Source organism: Sinomonas flava (assembly GCF_039531875.1).
Classification (GTDB): domain Bacteria; phylum Actinomycetota; class Actinomycetes; order Actinomycetales; family Micrococcaceae; genus Sinomonas; species Sinomonas flava.
Genome location: NZ_BAAAQW010000003.1, coordinates 172,658 through 199,416 on the forward strand (window position 1 = coordinate 172,658; position 26,759 = coordinate 199,416).

Here is a 26,759-nt window from a genome sequence, read left to right on the forward strand (position 1 = left end):
GAACCAGATGCCGATCTCGCGCTCGGCCGATTCCGGCGAGTCCGAGCCGTGGACCAGGTTCTGCTGGACCTTCAGGCCCCAGTCGCGGCCGAAGTCGCCGCGGATCGTGCCGGGGGCGGCGGCCGTCGGATCCGTCGCACCGGCGAGGGCGCGGAAGCCCTCGATGACGCGGTGGCCCTCGAAGACCGCGGCCACCACAGGCCCGGACGCCATGAACTCGAGGAGCGGCTCGTAGAACGGCTTGCCCTCGTGCTCGGCGTAGTGCTGGGCGAGGAGCTCGCGGCTGGCGGTGAGCTGCGCGAGCTGGGCCAGCCGGTAGCCCTTGGCCTCGATGCGCGCGAGGATCGTGCCGGTGAGGCCGCGGGACACGCCGTCCGGCTTGACGAGGACGAGGGTGCGTTCGGTAGTCACAGAATCTCCTGGGGGTAAGGCAAGGGGGTCCGGGGCAAGTCTACTTTTCCCGGCCCGGCTACTTCTCCTGCTCGGGATGCTGGCGCTCCCATTCGGCCTGGGCCCTGTCCCTCTCGACGTTCTCCCGGTCCAGCTTCGCCCCGGTGCGCAGGGCGTACCACCAGGTGAGGGCCACGATGACGCCGACGAAGAACATCATGGGCTCGAGGAAGCCGAGCGCGATGAGCACGATCTGCAGGATCCACCCCAGGCCCCGTCCCCAGGGCTTGGAGACGACGGCGCAGGCCACGATGAAGACCGCCATGAGCCCGAACCCGCCGCCCAGCACGAGTCCCGCACCCAGCTCACGGCCCCGCAGCCCGAACAGGACGAGCGTGGCGAAGAACGTCACGAATGCCTCCATGAGGAGGATCACGGACGCGAACATCACCCGCACCGAGCGGCGCCTCTTCGGCATGCCGGGCCGCCACTCGCGCTGGGCCTTGGTGAGCCGGGCCATCATGCCTGCTCCTTCCCGAGGAGGGTGCGGGCTTCGCCGACCACCGTGATCGACCCGGTGATCAGGACTCCGCCGCCGAAGTCGCCGACCGCGTCGGCGCGCTCGACCGCGTACTCGATCGCGTCGTCGAGCTTCTCCGCAACGTGCACCGCCTCCTCGGCATATCCGAGGTCGAGGGCGATCTCGCTCAGCTCCTCGGCAGGGATGGCGCGGGGCGAGGCCGACTGCGTGAAGCAGAATTCGACCGGGACGTCGGCGAACTCAGCCTGCAGCATGCGCAGGATCTCCTCGGCATCCTTCTCCCGCAGGACCCCGAGGACGATCACGAGCGTCGAGAAGTCGAAGGCCTCCTTCAGGGCCCGCGCGCTCACCCGGATGCCGTCGGGGTTGTGCGCGGCGTCGACCACGATGGTCGGGGACGTGCGCACCACCTCGAGCCGTCCGGGCGAGGAGACCTCGGCGAAGCCCTCGCGCAGGACGTCGGCGTCCAGCTCGCGCTCTCCGCCGCCGAGGAAGGCCTCGAGCGCCGCCACGGCGACCGCGGCGTTCTGGGCCTGATGCTCCCCGTGCAGCGGGACCGCGAGGTCCGTGTAGCGGCCCGCGAGCCCCTGGACAGTCACGACCTGGCCTCCGACCGCCACAGCCCGGGACTCGACCCCGAACTCGACGCCCTCGAAGCGGTACGGCACACCCACCTCGCGCGCCTTGTCGAGGAGCACCTGCGCGGCGTCGACCGGCTGGGCAGCGCTCACGAGGAAGCCGCCGGGCTTGATGATCCCGGCCTTCTCGCGCGCGATGTCCTCGGTCGTGTCCCCGAGGAGGTCCTTGTGGTCCAGGGAGATCGGCGTCACGACCGAGACCGCGCCGTCGCCGACATTGGTCGCGTCGGTGATCCCGCCGAGGCCGACCTCGATCACCGCGACGTCCACCGGTTCGTCGGCGAACACCGCGAACCCGAGGATGGTCACGCATTCGAAGTAGGTCAGGCGCGGCTGCCCGGCGGCGACGAGCTCCGCGTCGACGATGGCCAGGTACGGGGAGATCTCGTTCCAGATCCGCACGAAGGTCGCGTCCTGCACGGGCGCGCCGTCGACGCTGATCCGCTCGGTCACGCTGGACAGATGGGGGCTCGTGTACCGGCCGGTGCGGAGGCCATGGGCGCGGAGCCCGGCCTCGATCATGCGTGCCGTTGACGTCTTCCCGTTGGTGCCCGTCACATGGATGATCGGGAAGGCCCTGTTGGGCTCTCCCAGGACGTCCATGGCGCGGAACAGCGGCGCGAGTCGTGGCTCCATCTTGTTCTCGGGGGCCCGGGAGAGGAGTTCGGCGTAGACCTCCTCGACGGTGGACAGCTCGCTGAGGGGGGAGCTCACTGGGCGCCCTCCCCCGCCGTCGCCTGCTCCGCGTCGACGCGCTCGACGACGGCCGTCGGGTCGACGTCGGCGGTGAGCAGCTCGAGGTCGACCGTGAGCGTCTCCGCCTTGAGCAGGTCGGAATGGGCCATCGCGGCCTCGATCACGGCATGGCGCGCCGTGACGCTCGTGCGGATCCTGTCGCTCACCTCCAGGTCGGCGTCCTTGCGTGCCTGCTGGACCGTCCGGACGAGGTCGCGGGCGAGTCCTTCAGCCGCGAGCTCGGGCGTGACCTCGGTGTCGAGGACCACGAACCCGCCTCCGGGGAGCATCGCCACGGAGGCGTGCTCTCCGGCCTTCGCCGGATCGACCACCGTCTCCAGGGTGTACTCGGCCGGTTCGAGCGCGAGGCCGCCGGCGGTCACGGTGCCGTCCTCGGCCACGGACCAGTCGCCCGACTTGGAGCCCTTGATGGCCTGCTGGACTCCCTTCCCGAGGCGTGGGCCGGCCGCGCGGGCGTTCACCACGAGCTTCCGCTCGATCCCGAACTCCTCCTCGCTGGCCTCGGCGGCGTCGAGCAGGCGGACCGACTTGAGGTTGAGCTCGTCCGCGATCACGGCCTCGCTGCCGGCGAGCGCCGCTGCCGCGGGCACGACGACGGTGAGCTCCTTGAGCGGCAGGCGCACCCGGAGTTTCGCGGCCTTGCGCAGGGACGATCCGGCGGAGCACACGGCCTGGGTGCGGTCCATCGTCTCCACGAGGCCCTGGTCGTCGGCAAAGAGCGTGGCGTCGGGCCAGTCGGTGAGGTGCACCGAGCGGCCGCCGGTCAGGCCCCGCCAGATCTCCTCGCTGACCAGCGGGAGGAGCGGCGCGGCCACGCGGCACACTGCCTCGAGCGCCGTGTACAGGGCGTCGAACGCATCGGCGTCCTCGTCGAAGAACCGCTGCCTGGACCGGCGCACGTACCAGTTGGTCATCATGTCGAGGTAGCCGCGCAGGTCGTCGCACGCGCTCGAGATGTCGTACGCGTCGAGGTGTTCCTGCATGCTGCCCACGAGCCGCCCCGTCTCGGCCATGAGGTAGCGGTCCAGGGGATCGCTGTAGCCCTCGTACCGGAGCACCGCGTCGTAGCCGGCGCGGGCGCCGCCGTCGTGCTCCGCTGCAGCGGTGCCCGTCGACGCGTTCGCGTAGAGCGTGAAGAAGCTGTACACGTTCCACAGCGGCAGGATGACCTGGCGCACGCCGTCCCGGATGCCCTGCTCGGTGACGATGAGGTTCCCGCCGCGCAGGATGGGGCTGGACATGAGGAACCAGCGCATCGCGTCGGAGCCGTCGCGGTCCAGCACCTCGGACACGTCCGGGTAGTTGCGCAGGCTCTTGGACATCTTCTGCCCATCCGAGCCGAGCACGATCCCGTGGCTGATGACGTTGCGGAACGCCGGCCGGTCGAACAGGGCGGTGGCGAGGATGTGCAGCGTGTAGAACCAGCCGCGGGTCTGGCCGATGTACTCGACGATGAAGTCGCCCGGGTTGTGCGTGGCGAACCACTCCCGGTTCTCGTGCGGGTAGTGCACCTGGGCGTACGGCATCGAGCCGGAGTCGAACCACACGTCGAGGACGTCGGGGACGCGGCGCATGGTGGACTGGCCCTCCTCCGGCGTGCGCGGGTCGTCCGGATTGGGGCGGGTGAGCTCGTCGATGAACGGGCGGTGCAGGTCCGGCTCCCCGTCATGGTTGAGCGGAAGCCTGCCGAAGTCGGCCTCGATCTCGGCGAGCGAGCCATACACGTCGGTGCGCGGGTACTCGGGGTCGTCGGAGACCCACACGGGGATCGGCGAGCCCCAGTAGCGGTTGCGGCTGATCGACCAGTCGCGCGCGTTCTCGAGCCACTTGCCGAACTGGCCGTGCTTGACGTTGGCGGGGATCCAGTTGATCTGCTCGTTGAGCTCGAGCATGCGGTCCTTGATCTTGGTGACCTCGACGAACCAGCTCGCGACCGCACGGTAGATCAACGGGTTGCGGCAGCGCCAGCAGTGCGGGTAGCTGTGCACGTAGCTCGCCTGCTTGACGAGGCGTCCCTGCTCGCGCAGGACCCGCGTGATGGGCTTGTTGGCCTCGAAGACCTGCAGGCCCGCGATCTCGGCCAGCGGCGCCTCCCCGCTGGCAGGGGAGGCGAACATGGGCAGGAACTTGGCGCCCTCGTCCACCGAGAGGATCACGCGGATCCCGGCCGCCTCGCAGACCTTCTGGTCGTCCTCGCCGTACGCGGGGGCCTGGTGCACGACGCCGGTGCCGTCGGTCGTGGTCACGTAGTCCGCGACGAGGATCTGCCAGGCATTCTCCGTGCCCCACGTCTCCGTGTCCGTGTAGTAGTCCCACAGCGGCTCGTAGCGGATCCCCGCGAGCTCGGAGCCGAGGACGGTGCGCTCGACGGCGGCGGCCGCTGCCGCACCGTCCCCGTACCCGAGGTCCTTGGCGTAGGAGCCGAGGAGGTCCTCGGCGAGGAGGAAGCGCGTCCCGGAGCCGAACTCCGACACGCCCGCCTTCACCCCGTCGGGGCCGAGGGGCACGACCGCGTAGCGCACCTCGGGCCCGACGGCGAGGGCGAGGTTCGTGGGGAGCGTCCAGGGCGTCGTGGTCCAGGCGAGGGCGAGGACGCCAGCCAGCTCCTGCGAGAGCGCGGACTCCCCCGCCTTCAGCGGGAAGGTGACGGTGACCGTCTGGTCCTGACGGTCCTTGTAGACGTCGTCGTCCATCCGCAGCTCGTGGTTGGAGAGCGGGGTCTCGTCCTTCCAGCAGTACGGCAGGACACGGTAGCCGTTGTAGGTGAGGCCCTTGTCGTAGAGCGTCTTGAACGCCCAGATGACGCTCTCCATGTACTCGACGTTGAGGGTCTTGTAGTCGTTCTCGAAGTCCACCCAGCGGGCCTGGCGCTTGACGTACGCCTCCCACTCGTGGGTGTACTTCAGGACCGAGGCGCGGCACGCGTCGTTGAACTTGTCGATCCCCATCGTCTCGATGTGGGCCTTGTCGCTCATTCCGAGCTGCTTCATCGCCTCAAGCTCTGCGGGCAGGCCGTGCGTGTCCCAGCCGAAGCGGCGCTCGACGCGGCGGCCGCGCTGCGTCTGGTAGCGCGCCACGAGGTCCTTGGCGTAGCCGGTCAGGAGGTGCCCGTAGTGCGGGAGCCCGTTGGCGAACGGCGGGCCGTCGTAGAAGACGAACTCGTTGGAGCCGTTCCGGCCTGCGTCGCGGTTGTCGACGGAGGCCTGGAAGGTCTCGTCATGCTCCCAGTAGGAAAGGACGCGCTCCTCGAGTTCGGGGAAGCGCACGGACGTGCTCGACGCCTGCGCGGCGTCCGCTGCTGTGCTGGCCTTGGGGTACACGCTCACTCGGATCCTGGCTCGCTTGATGCTGCTGGACGGGAGGACGGCGTTCGCCCGGATCGGCCGGACGGCACCGCGGTACCACCTCACTTGCCCGCGGCCGCATGCGGTCGGGGCCCCTCATTCACGGCTGTCACGGGCCTACCCGTCCGGTTCTACTGGGCTCTACCGCTGGGCGGCGCGCCGTTCTTCCGGAAGCTCGCCGGTGATGGCCGGGTCAACGCTTTGTGTCAAGTCTACGCACGGGGCGCATTTCCTGTCGAAGAGCTCTTTGTCCACCGTCTGGAATAACCGCCTGCGCAGGCGGATACTGGCGGCATCATCGCCCGAGGTGCACTTGAGGAGGATCCCGTGACCACCGTGGCGCAGCACCGAACAGCCCCTCTGGCTGACCGTTTCCGGGCCGCCATCCAGCGGCTCAGGCTGAAGCACCCTCCGGGCGCAAGGAGCGATCGCCGGGATGCGCTCCCGGCCGCGCGCGGGCCTTCGCCCGCCGCCGCAGCCTGGAGCCATGGACTCCGTCTCGTCATTGCGCAGTCCGGATGCCCGGTCCGCCTGGCACGCGGCGCTACCGACGCCGCAGTTCAGGCTGTCAGCGAGGGCATCGCGCAGGTCGCCGAGCAGGCCGACGCCGCGGTCCCCCTCCGCCTGGAGCTGCGGTGGTCCCCGGGGGGACTCGACCTCCGCCTCGTCAACACCCCGGGTGAGACGGGGTTCCAGCAGCTGCTCGCGCTGGGCCGGGGCGTGCAGGACGTCGAGACGCGGCTCCTCGGAGAGGGCTGCGGCGCCCGAGCCGGCATGAGCCCCGACGGCTTCGCGATCGAGGCGCACTTCCCCGCGTTCAGCCGCGCCGGATGAGCTTGTGGGCCGCGGCCTGGGCGACGGGACGCACGACGATCTCGTCGAGGTTGACGTGGTGCGGGACGCTGACGGCGTACCGGACGATGTCGGCGATGTCCTCCGACGTCAGCGGTTCCTCCACGCCCGCGTACACCTTCTCCGCGGCCTCTGCGTCGCCGCCGAGGCGCCGCAGGGAGAACTCCTCCGTCTTCACGAGGCCGGGAAGCACCTCGATGACGCGCACATTGTGCTCGGCCTCCTCGAGCCGCAGCGCCCGGGTCATCCCGCGCTCGGCGAACTTGGCGGCGTTGTACCCGCCACCGCCCTCGTAGGCGACGAGTCCCGCCACCGACGTCAGGTTTAGGACCGTTCCATGCCCAGTGGCCCGCAGCATCGGCAGGAAGGCACGCGTGATCTTCATGGTGCCTACCACGTTGACCCTGAGCATCCACTCCCAGTCCTCGGTCTTCGACTCGGCGACCCAGTCCGTGCCCCTCGCGCCGCCGGCGATGTTGACCAGAGTGTCGATGCCGCCGCCGGCCTCGACCTCCCCGAGCAGGCGGGCGACGTCGTCGTCCTCAGCAATGTCGGCGGCCACCGCGACGGCCCCTGTCTCGGCGGCGAGACGCTCGAGCCGCTCCGCGCGGCGGGCGACCGCAAACAGGCGCCAGCCGTCCGCGGCGAGTGCCCTCACAGTGGCCTCGCCGATGCCTGTGCTGGCTCCCGTGACGACGGCGGAGCGCTGCTGATGGGTCGTGTTCATGGGCGCAGGGTTGGTCATGCCCCCAACCTACAGCGACTCCTCGCCCAGGAGCCCGAGCAGGACGACCGCCTGATTGTGCTGGGTGTCCTTCGCCGAGTAGGCGAGCTCCACGTCGTCGTGCGCCCGGGCCTCCTCGACGAGCCGTGCGTAGGCCGCTGACCCGGCGAGCTCGTCACGGTAGCGCCGGGCGAACTCCTCGAACCGCTCCGGATCGTGGTTGAACCACTTCCGCAGCTCGGTCGACGGGCCCACCTCCCTGAGCCAGAGGTCGACGGCCGCGTCCTCCTTGCTCAGTCCGCGGGGCCAGACGCGGTCGACCAGGATGCGGTGCGCACCGGCGGCGGGTGGCTCGTAGACGCGGCGAATGCTGACGGTGCCCATGGCGCCATGGTAGGCACCGCTGCGCCCATGGGAAGCCCCGCGTAAAACATGGAAGAATCAAGGACATGCCTGAAGCAGACACCACGGGTACAGACACGCCCGCTACGCAGCCCACGGCGGCCCCCGCCGCTACCGTCCCGGACAAGCCGGCCCTCGAGGGACTCGAGGCGAAGTTCAGCGAGCGCTGGGTCGCCGAGGGAACCTACCGGTTCGACCCTGCGACGACGCGCGAGGCGGTCTACTCGATCGACACTCCCCCGCCCACGGCCTCGGGTTCGCTGCACGTCGGCCACATGTTCTCCTTCACGCAGACCGACCTGCTCGCGCGCTACCAGCGCATGACCGGCAAGAACGTCTTCTACCCGATGGGCTGGGACGACAACGGCCTGCCCACCGAGCGGCGCGTCCAGAACTACTTCGGCGTGCGCTGCGATCCGGCCATCCCGTACGACGCCGACTACCGTCCGCCCGCCCAGCCCGCCAAGAACCAGCGCGACTTCGACGTGGTCTCCCGCCGGAACTTCATCGAGCTCTGCGAGGAGCTCGCGGTCGAGGACGAGAAGGTCTTCGAGCATCTCTTCAAGACCCTCGGCCTCTCGGTCGACTGGGACATGACCTACCGCACCATCGACGGCACCTCCCGCGCCGTCTCCCAGCGGGCCTTCCTGAAGAACTTCGCCGACGGCGACGCCTACCTCGCGGAGGCCCCCACCCTCTGGGACGTCACGTTTCGGACCGCCGTCGCCCAGGCGGAGCTCGAGGACCGCGAGGTTCCCGGCGCCTACTACCGCTACGCCTTCACGACGCACGACGGCGCCCCCGTCCACATCGAGACGACCCGCCCCGAGCTCCTGGCCGCGTGTGCTGCCCTCGTGGCGCACCCGGACGACGAGCGGTACCAGCACCTGTTCGGCACCACGGTCACCTCCCCCCTGTTCGGGGTCGAGGTCGAGGTCAAGGCGCACCCGCTGGCGAAGCCGGACAAGGGCTCGGGCATCGCCATGGTCTGCACCTTCGGCGACCTCACCGACGTCACGTGGTGGCGCGAGCTGGACCTTCCCACGCGGGCGATCATCGGCCGCGACGGGCGCATCCAGGCGGAGACGCCCGAGTGGATCACGACCGACGAGGGCACTGCGGCCTACGCGGAGATCGCTGGCAAGACGGCGTTCTCGGCCAAGGAGGCCGTGGTGAGCATGCTGTCCGCGCGCGGGCTGCTCGACGGCGAGCCGAAGAAGATCCTCCACCCGGTCAACTTCTACGAGAAGGGCGACAAGCCGCTCGAAGTCGTGACCTCGCGACAGTGGTACATCCGCAACGGCGGCCGGGACGAGAACCGCCGCGCGACCTTCATCCAGCGCGGCCGCGAGCTCGAATGGCATCCCGGCTTCATGCGCTCGCGCTACGAGAACTGGGTCGAGGGCCTCAACGGCGACTGGCTCGTCTCCCGCCAGCGCTTCTTCGGGGTGCCCATCCCCGTCTGGTATCCGCTGGACGCCGACGGCAACCCGGACTACGCCCACCCGATCGTCCCCGACGACTCCGCCCTGCCCGTCGACCCGGTCGCCGAGCCTGCACCGGGCTACGACGAGTCGCAGCGCGATGCGCCCGGCGGCTTCACCGGCGACCCGGACGTCCTGGACACCTGGGCGACGTCCTCCCTCACCCCCCAGATCGTGGGACGGTGGAGCCGCGACGACGAGTTCTTCGCCAACGTCTTCCCGTTCGACCTCCGGCCGCAGGCCCACGAGATCATCCGCACTTGGCTCTTCTCGACCGTGGTCCGGGGCGAGGAGCTCCACGGCACCGTCCCGTGGAAGCACGCAGCGATCTCGGGGTGGGTCCTGGACCCTGACCGGAAGAAGATGTCCAAGTCGAAGGGCAACGTCGTCGTCCCGACCGACATCCTCGAGGAGTACGGCGCGGACGCAGTCCGCTACTGGGCGGCCTCGGCGAGGCTCGGCGCGGACACCGCGTACGAGGTCGCCCAGATGAAGATCGGACGCCGGCTCGCGATCAAGATCCTCAACGCGTCCAAATTCGTCCTGGGCCTCGGCGCGACCGAGGCGGATGTGCTCTCCGACGGCCAGGACCCGGTCCTGGTCAACGCACTGGACCGGGCGCTGCTCGCGCAGCTGGCCGACGTGGTCGAGCAGGCTGGCAGGGCGTTCGCGGCCTACGACCCGGCCCGCGCACTCCAGCTGACCGAATCGTTCTTCTGGCAGTTCACGGACGACTACGTCGAGCTCATCAAGGACCGCGCCTACGGCGCCCAGGGCGAGGAGCAGAAGGCCTCGGTCCTCGCTGCGCTGGCGACCACGCTCGACGCGATCCTGCGGCTCTTCGCACCGATCCTTCCCTTCGCCACCGACGAGGTGTGGAGCTGGTGGCGTTCGGGCTCCGTGCACCGTGCCGCGTGGCCGGCCCCGCTGCCCGTCACCGACGGGGACACCGGAATGCTGCCCACGGTCGGCCAGGCGCTCTCCGGCATCCGGAAGGCGAAGTCCGAGGCCAAGGTGAAGCAGCGCACGGAGGTGCTCTCCGCCGTCGTGTCTGCCCCCGCCGAGCTCCTGGCCCAGCTGCAGGCCGGGCTCGGAGACCTGCAGGCGGCGGCGAACGCCCGCTCCATCGAACTGCGGGACGGAGCTGACGCCCTCGTGGTGAGCGACGTCGAATTGGCGCCGACGGAGGCCTAGTCCGGCTCCCGGCGCAGGGCCCGTCCGGATCCGGACAAGGGGAAGCCCCATCAGCGTTCATCGCGTTGGTGGGGCTTCGACTTTGTCGGCTGCTCGGTGACGTTCTCGCAGTCTGGTGGACTCCTTGGCGTCCAGGTCGTGCCGACCCGTCACTGGCGGCCAGTCGTTGACTTTGCCTGAGGCTGCGTCAGAACGACTGTCACTGAACCTTCGGTGTCCACGTCCTCATCCTTGCGGATCAGGTACTACCGATTGTGATCCTGACCGCAGGCGCAAGCAAGACCTCCAGGCGAACTACAGGAGAGTAGTTCCGGACCTCAGCCGACCTTCGGCCGCTCGGTGCGGGTGCGCTTGAGCTCGAAGAAATGCGGGAACGAGGCGAGCCCGACGGCCGCGTCCCAGAGCTTCCCGGCCTCTTCCCCGCGGGGAACGCGGGTGATCACGGGGCCGAAGAAGGCGGTCCCGTTGATGGCCACGATCGGGGTGCCGACGTCCTGGCCCACGAGGTCGATCCCCTTCCTGTGGCTTGCACGCAGCTGCCGGTCGTACTCGTCGGAGTCGGAGTACTCGGCGAGCTCGGGCGGAAGCCCCACCTCGTCGAGCGCACGCCGGATCACCTCGGAACGGTCTGTGACGTTCTCCTGGTGGATGAGCGTGCCCATCGCGTCATAGAGCGGCTTGATGTGCTCCGCTCCATGGAGTTCGGAGGCGGCGATGATGACCCGCACCGGCCCCCAGTTCTCATCCATGGCGCGTTGGTGCTCGAGCTCCCGGCCCTCGTTGAGGACGGAGAGGCTCATCACGTGCCACTCGGTCTGGATGGTGCGGACCTTCTCGACCTCGCCGATCCAGCGGGACGTGGCCCACGCAAAGGGGCACGCCGGATCGAACCAGAAGTCCGCCCTCTGCTCGGCGGTGGCGTCAGTGGACACGGATCAGCTCCTCGGTCGCGGTACAGCGGACGGCAGCACTGCTGCCGCTGCGCCTTCGGTCAGGGTCAGGCGGTGTCGCCGTCAGGCGGACTTGGTGCGCCGCTTGGCCGCGACGCTGTGGGGAATGAGGGTCGGCTCGGCCTTGCCGAGGACCACTGCGCGGTGGATCACGACGCCGCCGACGTCGTCCCGGCTCGGGAGGTCGAACATGACGGGCAGCAGGACCTCCTCCATGATCGCGCGCAGGCCACGGGCGCCCGTGCCCCTCTCGAGGGCGAGGTCCGCGATGGCCTCGAGGGCATCCCGTTCGAAGTGCAGTTCCACCCCGTCGAGGTGGAACATCTTCTCGTACTGCTTCACGAGGGCGTTGCGGGGCTCCGTCAGGATCTGCATGAGCGCCGCACGGTCGAGGTTCTCGACCGTGGTGATGACGGGCAGGCGACCGATGAACTCCGGAATGAGCCCGAACTTGAGCAGGTCCTCCGGCATGACGTCCGCGTACGAGCTCTCATGCTTCGTGATGGAACTGAGGGGAGCGCCGAAGCCGATGCCCTTCTTGCCCGCACGCTGTCCGATGATCTCCTCGAGGCCCGCGAAGGCGCCAGCCACAATGAAGAGCACGTTGGTCGTGTCGATCTGGATGAACTCCTGATGGGGGTGCTTGCGGCCACCCTGCGGCGGGACCGAGGCCACCGTGCCCTCGAGGATCTTCAGGAGCGCCTGCTGGACGCCCTCGCCCGAGACGTCGCGGGTGATCGAGGGATTCTCACTCTTGCGGGAGATCTTGTCGATCTCGTCGATGTAGATGATGCCCTGCTCGGCCTTCTTGACGTCGTAGTCAGCGGCCTGGATGAGCTTGAGGAGGATGTTCTCGACGTCCTCGCCCACGTAGCCCGCCTCAGTCAGCGCCGTCGCGTCGGCGACCGCAAAGGGGACGTTGAGCCGGCGTGCGAGGGTCTGGGCGAGGTACGTCTTGCCACAGCCGGTCGGGCCGATGAGGAGGATGTTCGACTTGGCGATCTCGACGTCGTCGTGCGTGTGCGCCTCGGTGAGGGACGAGCCCTTCGCGGCGTGCCCGGACTGGATGCGCTTGTAATGGTTGTAGACGGCCACGGCAAGCGCGCGCTTGGCCGGCTCCTGGCCGATCACGTACTCCTGCAGGAAGTCGAAGATCTCCCGGGGCTTGGGCAGCTCGAACGAGCCGAGGTCCGAGACCTCGGCGAGCTCCTCCTCGATGATCTCGTTGCAGAGCTCGATGCACTCGTCGCAGATGTAGACGCCGGGGCCGGCAATGAGCTTCCGCACCTGCTTCTGGCTCTTGCCGCAGAAGGAGCACTTCAGCAGGTCTGCGCTCTCGCCAATGCGCGCCATTCGTCAATTCCCTTCGAAAGAAGCTTCTGACCATCCCACTGTAGGCCACCGCACCGTCACTCGTGTGACACCACGGCGCCGGTGTCCGGGCTGTTACCCGGACACCGGCGCCAGCACACCCCGTCCGGGGTCAGCGGGTGATCGCGCTCGAACGGATCTTGCGGGATTCGAGCACCTCGTCGACGAGGCCGTAGTCCTTCGCCTCGGCAGCCGTCAGGAACAGGTCGCGCTCGATGTCCCGGCTGATGTCGTCGGGGGTCTTGTTCGAGTGCTTGGCCCACGTGTGCTCGAGCCACTCGCGCATACGGAGCACCTCACGGGCCTGGATCTCGAGGTCTGTGGCCTGGCCGCCGGACCCGCCGGCGAGCGAGGGCTGGTGGATCATGACCGTCGAGTTCGGCAGGGCCAGACGCTTGCCCGGCGTGCCGGCGGCGAGGATCACTGCCGCCGCGGACGCGGCCATGCCCAGGCACACTGTCTGGATCTCGGGACGGATGAACTGCATTGTGTCGTAGATGGCGGTCATGGCCGTGAACGAGCCGCCGGGGGAATTGATGTACATCGTGATGTCCCGGTCGGGGTCGTTCGCCTCGAGCACGAGCAGCTGCGCCATGATGTCGTCAGCGCTCGCATCGTCGACCTGGACGCCCATGAAGATGATGCGGTCCTCGAACAGCTTCGTGTACGGGTCCTGGCGCTTGAAGCCGTACGGCGTGCGCTCCTCGAACTGCGGGAGGACATAGCGGCTGGTCGGAAGGCTCGCCGGGTTGACGCCCATGCTGAAATTCATTGCTTGCTCCTTGTTCCTCAGCGCCGTCTACTTGTCCGTCCCGCCGCCGCCGGACACGTGCCCGGATCGCGCGGCGATCTTGTCGAAGAAGCCGTACTCGAGGGCTTCCTGCGCCGTGAACCACTTGTCACGGTCATTGTCCTTGAGGATCCGCTCAACGGGCTGTCCCGTCTGCTCGGCCGTCAGCTCCGCCATGACCTGCTTCATGTGCAGGATGAGCTCGGCCTGGATCTTGATATCGGACGCCGTGCCTCCGATGCCGCCGGACGGCTGGTGCATGAGGATGCGGGCGTGCGGGGTGGCGTAGCGTTTGCCCTTGGTGCCCGACGAGAGCAGGAACTGCCCCATGGACGCCGCGAGGCCCGTCGCCACCGTCACGACGTCGTTCGAGATGTACTGCATCGTGTCGTAGATGGCCATGCCCGCCGTGACGGACCCGCCGGGCGAGTTGATGTAGAGGTAGATGTCCTTCTCGGGATCCTCGGCTGAGAGGAGGAGCAGCTGCGAGCAGATGGCGTTGGCATTGTCGTCGCGCACCTCCGATCCGAGCCAGATGATCCGCTCCTTGAGGAGCCGCTGGTAGATGTAGTCTTGGCCGGTTCCCCCCGGGACCGGCTCAGCCATGCTCGGCGACTTCTCCTGCTGGTGCATGGTGCGATACCTCTCGATCTGATGCACATGGGCTGTTGCTGCTACAGGGACACTAGCCTTTTTCCGCGGCCGATTGTTCCGCATCCGGCCCCTGTTCGCTTCCAGCGCATGGGCCCGCGCAATCCGCGGGAGAACGGCGAAGGCCGCCGTCCGTTCCCCTGTCCGGGGAACCGACGGCGGCCTTCGAAGCGCTCGGTCAGAACTTGGCGGCCGCGGGATCGTCGCTCGGGACGATCTCGGCCTCGGCGCTCTCGTCGGCCTCCGACACTTCCTCGCCGGCGGGCTTGACGAACTCGGAGAGGTCGACGGCGTTGCCCTCCGAGTCGGTCACCTCGGCCTTGCCGAGGACGGCGGCGAGGGCCTTGCGGCGGCGGACCTCGCCGACCATCATCGGGACCTGACCCGACTGGTCCATGATCTGGGCGAACTGGTTCGGGTCCATGCCGTACTGGCTGGCCGTCGTCACGAGGTACTCGATGAGCTCGGACTGGGAGACGCCGATCTCCTCCTTGTCCGCGATCGCGTCGAGGATGACCTCGTTCTTGAAGGCGCGCTCCGTGTTGGCCTTGACCTCGGCGCGGTGCTCCTCGGTGTCGTGGTCCTCGCCGGCGGCGTGGCCGCCGTTCTCGGGGTTGAAGTGGGCCTCGACCTGCTCGGTCAGAACGCCCTCGGGGACGGGGACCTCGACGAGCTCGACGAGCTTGTCGAGGACCTTGTCGCGGGCCTCGACGCCCTGCGACACGACCTTGGACTGCGCGGCCTGCTTGGCGAGGTCCTCGCGGAGTTCGGCGATCGTGTCGAACTCGGAGGCCAGCTGCGCAAAGTCGTCGTCGGCCTCGGGGAGCTCGCGCTCCTTCACCGCCGTGACCTTGACGGTCACGGATGCGTCCTGGCCCGCGTGCTCGCCACCGGCGAGCTTGGTCTCGAAGACCGTCTCCTCATCGGCCGAGAGACCGGTGACCGCCTCGTCGAGGCCCTCGAGCATGGTGCCGGAACCGACCTGGTAGGACAGGCCGGACGCGGTGTCGACCTCCTCGCCGTCGACCTTCGCCGTGAGGTCGATCGTGAGGAAGTCGTCCGCCTGCGCCGGACGGTCGACGGCCTTGAGCGTGCCGAAGCGGCCGCGCAGCTCGTCGAGGGCCTTCTCGACGTCCTCGTCGCCCGCCTCGGCCGCAGCGACGTCGACCTTGAGGCCGGCGTAGTCAGGAAGATCGATCTCGGGGCGCACGTCCACCTCGACGGAGAACTTGAGCTCGCCCTCGGTAGCGGCGGGGTCGGGAACCTCGGTGATCTCGACCTCGGGGCGGGACAGCGGGCGGATGCCGGTCTCAGCGACGGCCTGCTGGTACCAGTCGTTGAGGCCCTCGTTGATGGCCGTCTCGAGGACGTAGCCGCGGCCGACGCGCTGGTCGATGAGGCGAGCGGGGACCTTGCCCTTACGGAAGCCCGGCACCTGGATCTGCTCGGCGACGGCCTTGTAGGCGGCATCGATGTTCGGCTTCAGCTCGTCGAGGGCCACCTCGACGTTGAGCTTGACCCGCGTGGGGCTGAGGTTCTCGGCAGCGCTCTTCACAGCGTGGCTCTCCTGGATGGTCGGATGATGGGTGCCGCCCTCGGGCGAAATGCCTCAGGACGCGACTGTCGGGGTGACAGGATTTGAACCTGCGACTTCCTGCTCCCAAAGCAGGCGCTCTAGCCAAGCTGAGCTACACCCCGGTCTAGTGCACAGACCACGATACAGGGCCGCGACAAGCCAATGCACATCAGGCCCCGGGCACGGAAACGGCCCCTCCGGCGTCGGAAGGGCCCTGGGCGCCGACGAGGGGGCGACGGGAATCGAACCCGCGTATCCAGTTTGGAAGACTGGCGCTCTACCATTGAGCTACGCCCCCGGGGCCCTCCAACTAAAGCGAACGCGAGCCGAGCGTGTCAAATCCCGCCCAGCCCCGGGCGGCCTATGTCAGGGGGAAGCATGGATCAGCCCGACCGCCCGCACGCCCGGCCCGCACTCAGGGGCATCCTCAGGCGAGGGACTCTGGCCTACGCCGCCCTGTCCTGCGTCGTGGTGCTCCTCCTGGGCATCCTTGCCCAGCCCGCCCACGCAGACGATCCCGGCGCCGCCATCAGCGCGCGGGCCTCGCAGCTGGGTCTGGGTTCCCCGACGGGCGCGCTGGTCTGCGGGCTCAGGGACGGCGGCTGCTACCAGTGGTATGGGACGGTCGGGATCCTGTGGTCCGCGGCGTCGGGAGCACAGCCGAGCTCCCCGGGTGCCATCCGTCAGGCGTGGGTCGCCCAAGGGTACGAGAACGGGCGTCTGGGCTACCCGACCTCGGCCGAGACCTGCGGCCTGGCCGGTGGCGGCTGCCGCCAGACCTATCAGGGCGGCACGCTGTACTGGACGGTCTCGACCGGCGCGAATGCGGCCACTCCGGGAGCGATTCTCCAGGCCTGGACTGCGCAGGGCAGCGAGAACGGGCGCCTCGGCTACCCGGTGGGAGGCGAGGTGTGCGGGCTGCGCGATGGCGGCTGCTACCAGATGTTCGCCGGCGGGGGCATCTTGTGGTCCCCGGCGTCCGGGGCGTACGCCAGCACGCCCGGAGCCATCCGGCAGGCGTGGGTCGCCCAGGGCTACGAGAACGGGCGGCTCGGCTACCCCGCCTCGGGGGAATCGTGCGGCCTCCGGGACGCCGGCTGCGTCCAGTCCTTCCAGGGCGGCGCCCTGTACTGGACCGCCGCCTCCGGGGCACAGCCGATGACGCCGGGAGCCATCCGCCAGGCCTGGGCGGCCATGGGCGGCGAGGGCGGCGTCCTCGGCTACCCGCTCGGCCCCGAGGTGTGCGGGATGCGCGACGGCGGCTGCGGGCAGGTCTTCCAGGGCGGTTCGGTCTACTGGTCTCCCTCCACGGGAGCGCAGCCGAGCCTGCCGGGGGCAATCCGCTGGGCGTGGGGCACGCGTGGCTACGAGGCCGGGCCCCTCGGCTACCCGGTCGGGCCGGAGATCTGCCAGTCGGGCTCGTGCCGGCAGAACTTCCAGCGCGGCTTCGCGACCTGGAGTGCGCAGGACGGCGCGCGGCTCACGATCACCGCGCTCGACACGATCGTCGTGAACAAGAGGCGCCCGCTCTCCCCCATCGACTACGTCCCCACGCCCCTCGAGACGGTCGGCTCGACGGCGATGCAGTCCGAGGCTGCGGCGTGGGCGCGGTCGCTGCTCGCCGACGCGAGGGCCGCCGGGATCGGCATGACGACGGTGAGCGGGTACCGGGACTACTGGTCGCAGGCGTCGCTCTACAACAGCTACGTCGCGCAGTACGGCCAGGCCCAGGCGGACCTGATATCGGCCCGGCCCGGGTACAGCGAGCACCAGAGCGGGCTCGCGCTCGACATCGGCGACTCGAGCGGGGCGTGCGGGCTGCAGGCGTGCTTCGAGAACACGGGCTCCGGTTCGTGGGCGAGGGACAATGCCTGGCGGTACGGGTTCATCGTCCGCTACCCGCAGGGCTACACGTGGGCCACCGGCTACGAGTACGAGCCGTGGCATCTGCGCTACGTGGGCCGGGCCGCGGCCTCGGCGATGCGCTTCAACGGCATCCCCACGCTCGAGGAGTTCTACGCCCTGCCGGCGGCCCCGGGCTACTGAGCGCTCAGCGCTGGCAGACGGGGCACCAGTACAGCTTCCGGCCCGCCTCGGCGACCAGGGCCACCGACTCGCCGCACTCCCGGCACGGCTGCCCCTGCCGCCGGTACACGTAGTGGGCGTCCTGAGGTGCCGGGAGGGCCGCAGGCCCGTCCGGCCAGTGCGACGGATCCGTGGTGATGATCCTCCCATCGCGGACGCCCTCCGCCATGGCCTCCGCCGCGTCCTCCCAGAGCGCGATGGCCCGTTCGCGGCCGAGGCCGCCGCCGGGCAGGGCCGGGTCGAGCCTGGCGCGGAAGAGGAGCTCGGCCCGGTACACGTTGCCGATCCCCGAGACCACCTCCTGGTCCATGAGCAGGCGCGAGAGGGGCGTGCGACGGCGCCCGATGCGGCGGGCGAACTCCTCGCCGGCACCCTCGGCCCCCTCGCCCGCGTTCTGGGCCAAGGGGTCCGGGCCGAGCCGGGCGACGACCGCAGCGGCCTCTGCTTCCGTCTCGACCGTGCACACGCTCGCGCCCCGCAGGTCCGCCCAGCCGTGCTCTGAGACGAGCCGCGCCCGCACGGCACCCACGGGAGGCGGGGGCACCGCGGACGCCGACCCGGCGCCGTCGTCCGCGAGCTCCCGCTCCCCGACGCGGCGGGGCGCGCCGATGCTCGAGGCCCCGCGGAACGTCTCGTCGCCGCCGAAGTCCCAGGCACCGTAGAGGCCCAGGTGGACCCTCAGGACGAGGCCACCCTCGAACCCGAGGAAGAGCTGCTTGCCGTGGGCGCGGGCGGAGAGGAGCGACCGCCCGTCGAGGAGAGCGGCGCCGTCGGCGAATCGGCCCTGCGGGCTCGACACGGCGAGCCGCTGCCCCGCGAACACGTCGTCGAACTGCCGGGCGAGACGGTGGATGGAATGGCCTTCTGGCACGGGAGGCGCGGGCTACTCGACGATCTCGCCGGTGGTCTCGTAGGTCGCGATCTTTCCGATGCGGCGCACGTGGCGCTCATCGTTGCTGAACGGTTCCGTGAGGAAGGCCTCAATGATCGCCGTCGCCTCCTCGAGGGAGTGCTGCCGTCCACCGACCGCGACCACGTTCGCGTCATTGTGCTCGCGGGCGAGACGGGCGGTGTCGAGGTTCCAGGCGAGCGCGGCGCGCACGCCGCGGACCTTGTTCGCGGCGATCTGCTCCCCGTTGCCGGAGCCGCCGAGGACGATCCCGAGCGCCTGGGTCCCGGCCTCCTGGTCGGCGACCACAGCGCGCGCGGCATTGATGCAGAACGAGGGGTAGTCGTCGAGCGGGTCGTACTCGCGAGGACCGTGGTCGACCACGTCGTAGCCCTGACCGCGCAGGTGCGCGACCAGATGGGCCGACAGCTCCATCCCGGCATGGTCAGTGGCAATGTGGACGCGCGGCTTCGGCACGGCGTTCCTCTCTCTCGACATCGGGTCCCCGGGCCAGATCAGGCCGAGGTCCAGACTACGCTCCGGAGCCGGCGCGCAGCACGTCGACGACGCGGCGAGCGGTGTCCCCGTCCCGGCCGGAGAAGACGACCTGCCGGCCGTCGTCGAGGACTGCCTCCACCGCCTCCCCGCTCGCCACGAGGACCGAGACTGCCTGGCCCTTCCGGCGGTAGCCCCACCCTCCGAACCGGCGGGCCGCGACGGTCTCGAAGCTCGCCCTCAGCACGCTCGCCGTCCGGAACCTGAGGACGGGAACCATTCCGGCGAGGAAGACGCCGACTCCTTCCGGGCTCACGGAGACCCGCGCTACGAGCGAGCAGGCCGCCAGGAGTGCGCCCACCGTGAGGACGAGCGAGATCCACGGCGAGACCACGAGGAGCAGGAGCGAGACGGAGACGCCGATGATCCCGAGCATGACGAACACGGACGAGCGCGCGTGGGCCCAGTAGGTGAAGGTCAGCCGGACGCGTTCCGGCTCGAGCGCGTCGAGGAGCGCCGCCTCGTCGCGGGGGCTCCACTGCTCGTCCGGCTTGAAGGTGAAGAACATGACGACGGCGAACGCCAAGGTGGCCCCCGACCCCATCGCAAGGACGACCGGGTCCGGATGCGAGTCCCGCGCGTCATCGAGCCCAACCTGGCCGAGCAGGCCGGCGGCGAGGACGGTCGCGAGGAACATCGACATGCCGATCCCGCCAGCCATGAAGACCCGCCGCGCGATGGCCGGCCGCCGCGTGAAGGCGGCCTGGCTGCACAGGAGGGCGCCGAGGATGGCGATGAGCCCGGCGCCGGCGGCCAGATATCCCGCAAAGGGCGTGAAGGCCGTCCCTCCGTCCGCGTTCCAGAGCCAGGCGACGGGCTCCGGGACCCGTCCTCGGAAGGTGAAGGCCGCGAGGGCGAATCCGCCGCCGAGGAGGACGGGGTAGCCGATCGCGAAGCGGAGCGCCTTGCGGTCGACCCTCTGCGCCGATTCCCCTGCCATGCGCTCCACGCTACTCCACCCGCGCGTCACAGAATCGTGCGTGTGCGATGCTGGCTTGCGGCGGGACAACACGAAAGAATAGTTTCAGAGTGAGCCACGCCACGTTTCGGCGCTCGGCACACGACGGCAGTGCCCGCCGGCACCGCAGCACAGACGTTTGGAGGCACGATGCCAGGGACGAACCTCACCCGATCCGAAGCGCAGGAGCGCGCGAAGGCCATCCGGCGGGTGGACTCCTACCACGTCGAGCTGGACCTCACGCGCGGCGACCGGGTCTTCGCCTCCCGCACCACGGTGCGCTTCGCCGCGCAGGAGGGCTCGTCGTCGTTCATCGACGCGATCACGGACACGGTGCGCTCGGTGACACTCAACGGCGAGGCGCTCGACGTGGCCCGCGTCAGCGACGGCGTCCGCATCCAGCTGCCCTCGCTCAAGGGCGAGAACGAGCTGGTCGTCGACGCCGACGCCCCCTACATGAACACGGGCGAGGGCCTGCACCGCTTCGTCGATCCGGCCGACGGCGAGGTCTACCTGTACACGCAGTTCGAGGTCCCCGACTCCCGCCGGGTCTTCGCCGTCTTCGAGCAGCCCGACCTCAAGGCCGCCTTCCGCTTCACGGTCACCGCGCCGTCGCGCTGGAGGGTCGTGTCCAACTCCCCCACGCCGCAGCCGCAGCCTGCCGGCGCCCCGGAGGCCGCGGTCTGGGACTTCCCCCCGACCGGACGCATCTCGAGCTACGTCACCGCCCTGGTCGCAGGCCCCTACGAGAGCGTGCACGACGAGCTCGTCAACTCCGCCGGCAGGACGATCCCGCTCGGAGTCTTCGCGCGCAGGTCGCTCATGGAGTACCTCGACGCGGAGAACATCTTCTCCCTGACCAAGGCCGGATTCGAGTTCTACGAGCGCGAATTCGGCTGCGAGTACCCGTTCGAGAAGTACGACCAGCTCTTCGTCCCTGAGTTCAACGCCGGCGCGATGGAGAACGCCGGGGCAGTCACGATCCTCGAGAGCTACGTCTTCCGCTCGAAGCCGACGCAGGCCACAGTCGAGCGCCGCGCCATCACCGTCCTGCACGAGCTCGCGCACATGTGGTTCGGCGACCTCGTGACTATGCGCTGGTGGGATGACCTCTGGCTCAACGAGTCCTTCGCCGAGTTCATGTCCCACCTCGCCGCCGCCGAGGCGACTGACTTCCGACACGCGTGGACCACCTTCGCGTCCGTGGAGAAGTCCTGGGCCTACCGCCAGGACCAGCTCCCCACGACGCACCCCATCTTCGCCGACATCACCGACCTCGCAGACGTCGAGGTCAACTTCGACGGCATCACGTACGCCAAGGGAGCCTCCGTCCTCAAGCAGCTCGTCGCGTGGGTGGGGCAGGAGAAGTTCATGGAGGGCGTGCGCCGCTACTTCGCGAAGCACGCGTGGGGCAACACCGTCCTCGCGGACCTCATGGCGGAGCTCGAGGCGGCCAGCGGACGGGACCTCACCGCCTGGGGCCAGGCGTGGCTGGAGACCGCCGGCGTGAACACGCTCTCCCCCGAGATCGAGACGGACGACGACGGCCGCATCCTGCGCTTCGCCGTGAGCCAGAGTGCTGTGGCCGAGTACCCGACCATCCGCCCGCACCGCCTCGCGATCGGCTTCTACGAGCACGACGGCGCCGGCTCGCTCGTGCGGACCCACCGCACCGAACTCGACGTCGAGGGCGAGCTGACCGAGGTGCCGGACCTCGCAGGGCTGCGCCGCCCCGTCCTCGTGCTCCTGAACGACGACGACCTCGCCTTCGCGAAGGTGCGTCTGGACGCCGTCTCCCTGGTGACCGCCACCGCGGGCCTCAAGGACATCACCGAGAGCCTCCCGCGGGCCCTGGTCTGGGGCTCAGCCTGGGACGGCGCGCGGGACGGCGAGAGCCCGGCGCGCGGGTACGTCGACCTGGTCCTGTCCAACATCGGCTCCGAATCCGACGCGTCAGTGGTGCAGACGCTCCTGCGGCAGCTCGCGACGACGCTCGACTTCTACGTCGCTCCCGAGGCCCGGTCCGAGACGAAGGGCGCGACGGCTGCGCGCCTCTGGGACCTGGCACGCGAGGCGGCTGCCGGTTCGGACTCCCAGCTGCAGTTCGCCAAGGCCTTCTCCGGGCTCGCGGCAGCGCCCGAGCACCTCGAGGCGGTCGCAGGGCTGCTCGACGGCTCGGTCGAGGTGCCGGGCCTCGTGGTCGACCAGGACCTTCGGTGGGAGTTCATCGCCTCGCTGGCAGCAGGAGGAGCCATCGGGCAGGAACGGATCGACGAGGAGCTCGCACGGGACAACACCTCCACCGGGCAGTGCGCAGCGGCACTCGCGACGGCGGCGCGGCCCACCCGGGAGGCCAAGGAGGAGACGTGGGAGGCGGTCGTCGTGCGCGGCGACCTCTCGAACGCGATGCAGCAGGCCGCCATCAACGGCTTCGTGCGCGCGCACGACGCCGGCCTGCTCGCCCCGTTCACGGAGCGCTACTTCGAGGCCGTTCCCGGCATCGTCGCCGAGAGGACGCACGCGCTCGCCCAGCAGATCGTCGTCGGCCTCTACCCGGCGCGGCAGACCACGCCGGAGACGCTCGAGCGGACGGATGCATTCCTCGCCTCCCTGCGCGACGACCAGGCCGCCCTGCGCCGCATGATGCTCGAGAACCGCGACGGCGTCGCACGGGCGCTGCGTGCGCAGGCCGCGGACCGGTAGCCTGACCGCCATGGCAATCGGTGACCACCACTACACCGTCGCAGTGACGTGGACGGGCAACCGCGGCTCCGGGACCTCCGGCTACCGCGAGTATGGCCGCGAGCATGACATCACGCTTCCGGGCCTGCCCGTGCTGCCCGGGTCAGCCGACCCGACATTCCGGGGCGACCGCGACAGGTACAACCCCGAGCAGCTGCTCCTGACGGCGCTCGCACAGTGCCACATGCTCTCGTACCTGCACGTGGCAGTGACCCACGGGGTCACTGTGGTCTCCTATGAGGACAGGGCCGAGGGGACAATGCATCTCAACCGGGACGGCAGCGGCGAGTTCACCTCGGTCGTCCTCCATCCCCGGGTCGGCCTCGCCGACGAGTCGCAGCGGGCGCTCGCGGACCGTCTCCACGAGGAGGCACACGACGTGTGCTTCATTGCGCGTTCGGTGAACTTCCCTGTGAGGCATCTCCCCGAAGGGCCGTGAAGGCCACCGGCCACGGCCGGGGCCCGATAGGGTAGACGGGTCCGATGCACCCCCCATCCCCAGGAGGCTCCTGCCTGTGTCCGAGGACATCGATACCGCTGTCGCGACCTTCAACGAGAAGCTCATCGAAGTGGGCTTGGCGGTAGGCGCCGGGCTGATCGTGTGGCTCGTGGCGACGTTCGTCATCCGCCAGATCGTCAAGCGCATCCTCGCAGGCCCGCAGCTGGCCGAGCACCGCCTGTTCCGGTGGGCGGCCCCCGCGCTGCGGGCTCTGGACTCCGAGCGCCGCGCACAGCGGGCCGCAACGATCGGCTCGCTCCTGAACAGCACGGTCGCGGCCATCATCTCCACGATCGTGGGGATGTATGTGCTCCGGGCCCTTGGCGTGGACCTCGCCCCGCTGCTGACGAGCGTCGGCATCCTCGGTGTCGCCATCGGCTTCGGCGCGCAGCAGCTCATCCGGGACTTCCTCGCAGGCATCTTCATCACCCTCGAGGACCAGTTCGGGATCGGGGACGTCATCGAGACCGGTGCCGGCGAGGTGGTGGGCACCGTGGAGTCCGTGGGCCTGCGCATCACGAGGGTCCGGGCCGACGACGGAACGGTCTGGTACCTGCGCAACGGCGAGATCCTCCGCGTGGGGAACCGGTCGCAGGGCACCTACGTCCCCGTGGCCGCGAACGGCCACAGCACGGGCGACAATGGTGAGAAGGGCGAGCGGACCGGCAGCACCGCCCAGGACAGCAACGGAGGGCAGCGTTCGGGTGAGTGAGATGACGACTCCCGGAGTCCCGGGGGAGGGACGTCCGGACCTTCTGCGGGGCGGTGTCCCCGCGGCGAGCTTCTTCGACCAGATCGGTGGCCACGAGACCTTCGTCAGGCTCGTGGACGTGTTCTACCAGGGCGTGGCGGAGGACCCGGTCCTCCGGCCGATGTACCCCGAGGAGGACCTCGAACCGGCCAAGCGGCGCCTGACGATGTTCCTCGAGCAGTACTGGGGCGGTCCGGGCACCTACAGTGCGGAGCGGGGACACCCGCGCCTGCGGATGCGGCACATGCCCTACAAGGTGAACCCGGAGGCACGGGACCGCTGGCTCGCGCACATGCGCACCGGCGTGGACGCCCTCGGGCTGCCGCCGCTCCAGGAGGCCACGCTGTGGGACTACCTCGAGCGCGCCGCGCACTCCCTCGTGAACTCCTTCGAGGACTGAGCCCGCCCGTCCACGCGAGGGCGCCGCGCGCCGGCGCGGCAGCTTCCGCGCCGGCGCGGCGCCTTCACGTCCCGAGCAGCGACGGCCTGCGGCACAGCACATGCCCGCGGTGTGAGGAGAGCCTGACCCAGGGGCCGGCCTCGAACAGGTCCAGCGGTTCCGCCGCTGCGGCGAACCCAAGCGTGTGCGCCGCGAAGGCGGCGCCCGCAGGCACACCGGGGGTTCCCTCGAGGTCCCTCCCCCACACCGCAGCCCGCACGCTGTGGACCGCCGCGGAGCCGGAACGGTCTGAGACGGCACCGGCCACCTCGGCGATGCCCGCCGCCGCCGCTGCCCCGATCTTCTGGGCGTCGAGGCGCCCCAGCGGCCGCCAGGGCCCGCGCGGCGGGCTCACCGCGGCCCAGGGGGTGCGGACGTGCGACGGCGGGACGTCCAGCAGTGTGGCATCCTCGCCGAGGCGCGCGAACCGGTCGAAGACCGAGGCGATCGCCACGGTGGCGTCCAGCTCCGCGGGCCGCGCGAGCGCGACCGTGCGCAGGCCCAGCACCGTCGGAGTTGCCTCGCCGAGGACGCGGGGGCTCAGGACGCACACGTAGACGGCGAGCACTCCCCCGACAGCCTGGAAGCGCACGGCGCCATCCTCCACGGCCCGGGCGCGCGCCAAGAAGGTGCGCAGGTCGGCCACAGCACGCGGGTCGCCGAAGTCGAGGGCGGTCTGGATGTCGGCGGCGCTCATGCACCCTCTCCCTTCGTGGCCACAGCTGCCGGCAGGGGCGGCCGGCGCCTGAACGGCACGGGCGGCCCGGCGAACTCGTCGAACTCGGCACGCAGAGCGGCGGGCAGGCGGACGGGACGGCCGCTGGAGCGGCTCACGAGGACCATCGAGGTCGAGCAGTAGGCATACAGGTCAGGGCCGTCCGGCTCGCGGACGGTGTACCCGAGGTCGAAGCTCGAGCCGCCCACGCGCGTCACCCAGAGGTCCACGGCGACCGGCTCGCGCCGGTACATGAGCGGCGCCATGTACTCGATCTCGTGCCTTCCGACCAGCGTGAAGTTCTCCTCGGTGACGAGTCCAGCCATCGTGGAGGCGCCCGCCGCGGGCACCCGCAGCGGCTCGCGGAGCCAGTGGACCCGAGCGTCCTCGAGGAACTGGAGGAAGCGCACGTTGTTCACGTGCCCGTAGGAGTCGACGTCGCCGAAGCGCAGCTGGAGAGGGAACCGGTAGACCGAGGACATGGTCCCATCTTCGCACCCGACGCCCCGCGGACCTCCTTGGCCGCCGCCGCCCGCGCCGTCTAGTGTCGTGGGCATGACCAGCCCCGCGCACCGAGCCGGCAGCACCGGCGCCCTCCTGACCCTTCTGGACCTCGACGACCTCGGGGGCGCCCGGACGGACAAGGACGTCTTCGTCGGACCGAGCGAGCGGCAGCCGCGGCACCGCGTCTTCGGCGGCCAGGTGCTCGCCCAGAGCCTCATCGCCGCATCACGCACGGTGGCTGATGGGCGCCCGGTCCACTCCATCCACGCCTACTTCCTGCGGCCGGGGGATGCGGACAAACCGATCACCTTCGGAGTCGAGCGGCTTCGCGACGGGAGGTCGTTCTCGGCACGGCAGGTCCACGCGTACCAGGACGGAGTCCCGATCCTGTCCATGATCGCGTCGTTCCAGATCGAGGCCGACGGGGTCGAGCACCAGTCTGCGATGCCGGAGGGCATCCCGGACCCCGAGACGCTGCCGAGCACCGCCGACCTCCTCGGCGAGATCGACCACCCCGTGGCGCAGTACTGGGCCTTCGACCGGCCCTTCGACATCCGCCACGTGGACCCGGCCATGTACGTCTCGGCGGCTGGCCCCCACGTTGCACGCAACGCCGTGTGGATGAAGACCTTCGACGCCATGCCGGACGACGACGGCCTGCACCGCGCTGCTCTCGCCTACGCGAGCGACTACACCCTGCTCGAACCCGTGCTGCGGCGGCACGGCCTCTCCTGGATCACACCCGGGATGAGCGTCGCAAGCCTCGACCACGCCATGTGGTGGCACCGGCCCGTCCGGGTCGACGACTGGCTCCTATACGTCCAGGAGGCGCCCAGCGCTCAAGGCGCACGGGGCCTCGGTGCCGGGAAGATCTTCGACCGCCGCGGCGTGCATGTCGCGAGCGTCGCCCAGGAGGGGATGATCCGCCTGCCCTATCTCGACGGACCCGCCTAGCCCAC

Annotated in this window: 24 protein-coding genes and 2 tRNA genes; 8 read left to right on the plus strand and 18 right to left on the minus strand. The window is 69.8% G+C overall.

The annotated features are described in order from the left end of the window. The 4 genes from ndk to ileS form a co-directional block, all read right to left on the minus strand. The coding region (gene ndk / locus ABD298_RS03475) for a nucleoside-diphosphate kinase (RefSeq protein ID WP_344298299.1) at window positions 1–411 on the minus strand (411 nt) is incomplete at its 3' end. A gap of 58 nt (window positions 412–469) precedes the next feature. Further along, window positions 470–910 (minus strand): DUF4233 domain-containing protein, encoded by a 441-nt coding sequence (locus ABD298_RS03480; protein WP_344299031.1) that lies wholly within the window; start codon window positions 908–910, stop codon window positions 470–472. After that, window positions 910–2,283, minus strand: coding sequence for a bifunctional folylpolyglutamate synthase/dihydrofolate synthase (locus tag ABD298_RS03485; RefSeq protein ID WP_344298300.1), 1,374 nt, complete (start codon window positions 2,281–2,283; stop codon window positions 910–912). The genes ABD298_RS03480 and ABD298_RS03485 overlap by 1 nt, the downstream gene beginning before the upstream one ends. After that, window positions 2,280–5,651 (minus strand): isoleucine--tRNA ligase, encoded by a 3,372-nt coding sequence (gene ileS / locus ABD298_RS03490; protein WP_344298301.1) that lies wholly within the window; start codon window positions 5,649–5,651, stop codon window positions 2,280–2,282. Before ileS ends, ABD298_RS03485 begins: the two co-directional genes overlap by 4 nt. Before the next feature lie 345 nt (window positions 5,652–5,996). Here ileS and ABD298_RS03495 point away from each other — a divergent pair, with 345 nt between their 5' ends. After that, entirely contained in the window at window positions 5,997–6,503 is a 507-nt protein-coding gene (locus tag ABD298_RS03495; RefSeq protein WP_344298302.1) for a hypothetical protein, read from the plus strand. On the opposite strand, the gene ABD298_RS03500 is transcribed toward ABD298_RS03495, so the two are convergent. Then, the gene (locus ABD298_RS03500) at window positions 6,487–7,248 is read right to left on the minus strand and encodes an SDR family oxidoreductase (RefSeq protein WP_344298303.1); all 762 of its coding nucleotides are present in this window, start codon (window positions 7,246–7,248) and stop codon (window positions 6,487–6,489) included. The genes ABD298_RS03495 and ABD298_RS03500 overlap by 17 nt on opposite strands. Before the next feature lie 27 nt (window positions 7,249–7,275). After that, window positions 7,276–7,629 carry a DUF488 domain-containing protein gene (locus tag ABD298_RS03505; protein WP_344298304.1) on the minus strand — a complete coding sequence of 118 codons (354 nt, stop codon included), beginning with the start codon at window positions 7,627–7,629 and terminating at the stop codon, window positions 7,276–7,278. 65 nt (window positions 7,630–7,694) lie between these two features. Here ABD298_RS03505 and valS point away from each other — a divergent pair, with 65 nt between their 5' ends. Then, complete coding sequence (gene valS, locus ABD298_RS03510) at window positions 7,695–10,325, plus strand: valine--tRNA ligase (RefSeq protein WP_344298305.1); 2,631 nt, start codon at window positions 7,695–7,697, stop codon at window positions 10,323–10,325. A gap of 317 nt (window positions 10,326–10,642) precedes the next feature. Here valS and ABD298_RS03515 read toward each other — a convergent pair whose 3' ends face one another. From ABD298_RS03515 to ABD298_RS03545, 7 genes are all read right to left on the minus strand, one after another. Next, a complete protein-coding gene (locus ABD298_RS03515) occupies window positions 10,643–11,257 on the minus strand; it encodes a mycothiol-dependent nitroreductase Rv2466c family protein (RefSeq protein ID WP_344298306.1) in 615 nt (204 codons plus the stop codon). 81 nt (window positions 11,258–11,338) lie between these two features. Continuing rightward, a complete protein-coding gene (gene clpX, locus ABD298_RS03520) occupies window positions 11,339–12,628 on the minus strand; it encodes an ATP-dependent Clp protease ATP-binding subunit ClpX (RefSeq protein ID WP_344298307.1) in 1,290 nt (429 codons plus the stop codon). Window positions 12,629–12,758: 130 nt separating this feature from the next. Beyond that, window positions 12,759–13,418: an ATP-dependent Clp protease proteolytic subunit gene (locus ABD298_RS03525; RefSeq protein ID WP_208712703.1), complete on the minus strand. Its 660-nt coding sequence runs from the start codon at window positions 13,416–13,418 to the stop codon at window positions 12,759–12,761. A 27-nt stretch (window positions 13,419–13,445) separates the two neighbouring features. Beyond that, entirely contained in the window at window positions 13,446–14,069 is a 624-nt protein-coding gene (locus tag ABD298_RS03530) for a ClpP family protease (protein WP_344298308.1), read from the minus strand. A 196-nt stretch (window positions 14,070–14,265) separates the two neighbouring features. After that, window positions 14,266–15,642, minus strand: a complete 1,377-nt coding sequence (gene tig / locus ABD298_RS03535; RefSeq protein WP_344298309.1) for a trigger factor — start codon at window positions 15,640–15,642, stop codon at window positions 14,266–14,268. A gap of 68 nt (window positions 15,643–15,710) precedes the next feature. After that, window positions 15,711–15,785: transfer RNA gene (locus ABD298_RS03540), tRNA-Pro, on the minus strand. A 105-nt stretch (window positions 15,786–15,890) separates the two neighbouring features. Further along, window positions 15,891–15,961 (minus strand) — tRNA-Gly (locus tag ABD298_RS03545). An 80-nt stretch (window positions 15,962–16,041) separates the two neighbouring features. Between ABD298_RS03545 and ABD298_RS03550 the strand changes: the two genes are divergently transcribed. Next, window positions 16,042–17,709: a D-alanyl-D-alanine carboxypeptidase family protein gene (locus ABD298_RS03550; RefSeq protein ID WP_344298310.1), complete on the plus strand. Its 1,668-nt coding sequence runs from the start codon at window positions 16,042–16,044 to the stop codon at window positions 17,707–17,709. Between the two features lie 4 nt (window positions 17,710–17,713). On the opposite strand, the gene ABD298_RS03555 is transcribed toward ABD298_RS03550, so the two are convergent. The 3 genes from ABD298_RS03555 to ABD298_RS03565 are packed head-to-tail and all read right to left on the minus strand — an operon-like array spanning window position 17,714 to window position 20,132. Next, window positions 17,714–18,619, minus strand: a complete 906-nt coding sequence (locus tag ABD298_RS03555) for an Fpg/Nei family DNA glycosylase (RefSeq protein ID WP_344298311.1) — start codon at window positions 18,617–18,619, stop codon at window positions 17,714–17,716. Window positions 18,620–18,631: 12 nt separating this feature from the next. Further along, the gene (locus ABD298_RS03560; RefSeq protein ID WP_344298312.1) at window positions 18,632–19,135 is read right to left on the minus strand and encodes a ribose-5-phosphate isomerase; all 504 of its coding nucleotides are present in this window, start codon (window positions 19,133–19,135) and stop codon (window positions 18,632–18,634) included. A 34-nt stretch (window positions 19,136–19,169) separates the two neighbouring features. Continuing rightward, the gene (locus ABD298_RS03565) at window positions 19,170–20,132 is read right to left on the minus strand and encodes a hypothetical protein (protein ID WP_344298313.1); all 963 of its coding nucleotides are present in this window, start codon (window positions 20,130–20,132) and stop codon (window positions 19,170–19,172) included. Between the two features lie 168 nt (window positions 20,133–20,300). Between ABD298_RS03565 and pepN the strand changes: the two genes are divergently transcribed. The 4 genes from pepN (at window position 20,301) to ABD298_RS03585 (ending at window position 24,542) form a co-directional block, all read left to right on the plus strand. Further along, the gene (gene pepN, locus ABD298_RS03570; protein ID WP_344298314.1) at window positions 20,301–22,853 is read left to right on the plus strand and encodes an aminopeptidase N; all 2,553 of its coding nucleotides are present in this window, start codon (window positions 20,301–20,303) and stop codon (window positions 22,851–22,853) included. 10 nt (window positions 22,854–22,863) lie between these two features. Next, window positions 22,864–23,331 (plus strand): OsmC family protein, encoded by a 468-nt coding sequence (locus ABD298_RS03575; protein ID WP_344298315.1) that lies wholly within the window; start codon window positions 22,864–22,866, stop codon window positions 23,329–23,331. Between the two features lie 76 nt (window positions 23,332–23,407). Further along, window positions 23,408–24,103, plus strand: coding sequence for a mechanosensitive ion channel family protein (locus ABD298_RS03580; RefSeq protein ID WP_344298316.1), 696 nt, complete (start codon window positions 23,408–23,410; stop codon window positions 24,101–24,103). A gap of 1 nt (window position 24,104) precedes the next feature. Next, window positions 24,105–24,542 carry a globin gene (locus ABD298_RS03585; protein WP_208712712.1) on the plus strand — a complete coding sequence of 146 codons (438 nt, stop codon included), beginning with the start codon at window positions 24,105–24,107 and terminating at the stop codon, window positions 24,540–24,542. 64 nt (window positions 24,543–24,606) lie between these two features. On the opposite strand, the gene ABD298_RS03590 is transcribed toward ABD298_RS03585, so the two are convergent. Both ABD298_RS03590 and ABD298_RS03595 read right to left on the minus strand, forming a co-directional pair. Then, entirely contained in the window at window positions 24,607–25,278 is a 672-nt protein-coding gene (locus ABD298_RS03590) for a DUF8185 domain-containing protein (RefSeq protein WP_344298317.1), read from the minus strand. Next, window positions 25,275–25,778: an acyl-CoA thioesterase gene (locus tag ABD298_RS03595; RefSeq protein ID WP_344298318.1), complete on the minus strand. Its 504-nt coding sequence runs from the start codon at window positions 25,776–25,778 to the stop codon at window positions 25,275–25,277. The genes ABD298_RS03590 and ABD298_RS03595 overlap by 4 nt, the downstream gene beginning before the upstream one ends. A 73-nt stretch (window positions 25,779–25,851) precedes the next feature. Between ABD298_RS03595 and ABD298_RS03600 the strand changes: the two genes are divergently transcribed. Next, window positions 25,852–26,754 carry an acyl-CoA thioesterase gene (locus tag ABD298_RS03600; protein WP_255405697.1) on the plus strand — a complete coding sequence of 301 codons (903 nt, stop codon included), beginning with the start codon at window positions 25,852–25,854 and terminating at the stop codon, window positions 26,752–26,754. The last annotated feature ends 5 nt before the right edge of the window (window positions 26,755–26,759 follow it).

Excerpts from the sequence above, each read along its gene's own strand:
- ABD298_RS03480 (WP_344299031.1), bottom strand. The coding sequence starts at position 910 with ATGGCCCGGCTCACCAAGGCCCAGCGCGAGTGGCGGCCCGGCATGCCG.
- ABD298_RS03500 (WP_344298303.1), bottom strand. The coding sequence starts at position 7,248 with ATGAACACGACCCATCAGCAGCGCTCCGCCGTCGTCACGGGAGCCAGC.
- ABD298_RS03505 (WP_344298304.1), bottom strand. The coding sequence starts at position 7,629 with ATGGGCACCGTCAGCATTCGCCGCGTCTACGAGCCACCCGCCGCCGGT.
- valS (WP_344298305.1), top strand. The coding sequence starts at position 7,695 with ATGCCTGAAGCAGACACCACGGGTACAGACACGCCCGCTACGCAGCCC.
- clpX (WP_344298307.1), bottom strand. The coding sequence starts at position 12,628 with ATGGCGCGCATTGGCGAGAGCGCAGACCTGCTGAAGTGCTCCTTCTGC.
- ABD298_RS03525 (WP_208712703.1), bottom strand. The coding sequence starts at position 13,418 with ATGAATTTCAGCATGGGCGTCAACCCGGCGAGCCTTCCGACCAGCCGC.
- ABD298_RS03530 (WP_344298308.1), bottom strand. The coding sequence starts at position 14,069 with ATGCACCAGCAGGAGAAGTCGCCGAGCATGGCTGAGCCGGTCCCGGGG.
- ABD298_RS03550 (WP_344298310.1), top strand. The coding sequence starts at position 16,042 with ATGGATCAGCCCGACCGCCCGCACGCCCGGCCCGCACTCAGGGGCATC.
- ABD298_RS03560 (WP_344298312.1), bottom strand. The coding sequence starts at position 19,135 with ATGTCGAGAGAGAGGAACGCCGTGCCGAAGCCGCGCGTCCACATTGCC.
- ABD298_RS03565 (WP_344298313.1), bottom strand. The coding sequence starts at position 20,132 with ATGGCAGGGGAATCGGCGCAGAGGGTCGACCGCAAGGCGCTCCGCTTC.
- pepN (WP_344298314.1), top strand. The coding sequence starts at position 20,301 with ATGCCAGGGACGAACCTCACCCGATCCGAAGCGCAGGAGCGCGCGAAG.
- ABD298_RS03575 (WP_344298315.1), top strand. The coding sequence starts at position 22,864 with ATGGCAATCGGTGACCACCACTACACCGTCGCAGTGACGTGGACGGGC.
- ABD298_RS03585 (WP_208712712.1), top strand. The coding sequence starts at position 24,105 with ATGACGACTCCCGGAGTCCCGGGGGAGGGACGTCCGGACCTTCTGCGG.
- ABD298_RS03590 (WP_344298317.1), bottom strand. The coding sequence starts at position 25,278 with ATGAGCGCCGCCGACATCCAGACCGCCCTCGACTTCGGCGACCCGCGT.
- ABD298_RS03595 (WP_344298318.1), bottom strand. The coding sequence starts at position 25,778 with ATGTCCTCGGTCTACCGGTTCCCTCTCCAGCTGCGCTTCGGCGACGTC.
- ABD298_RS03600 (WP_255405697.1), top strand. The coding sequence starts at position 25,852 with ATGACCAGCCCCGCGCACCGAGCCGGCAGCACCGGCGCCCTCCTGACC.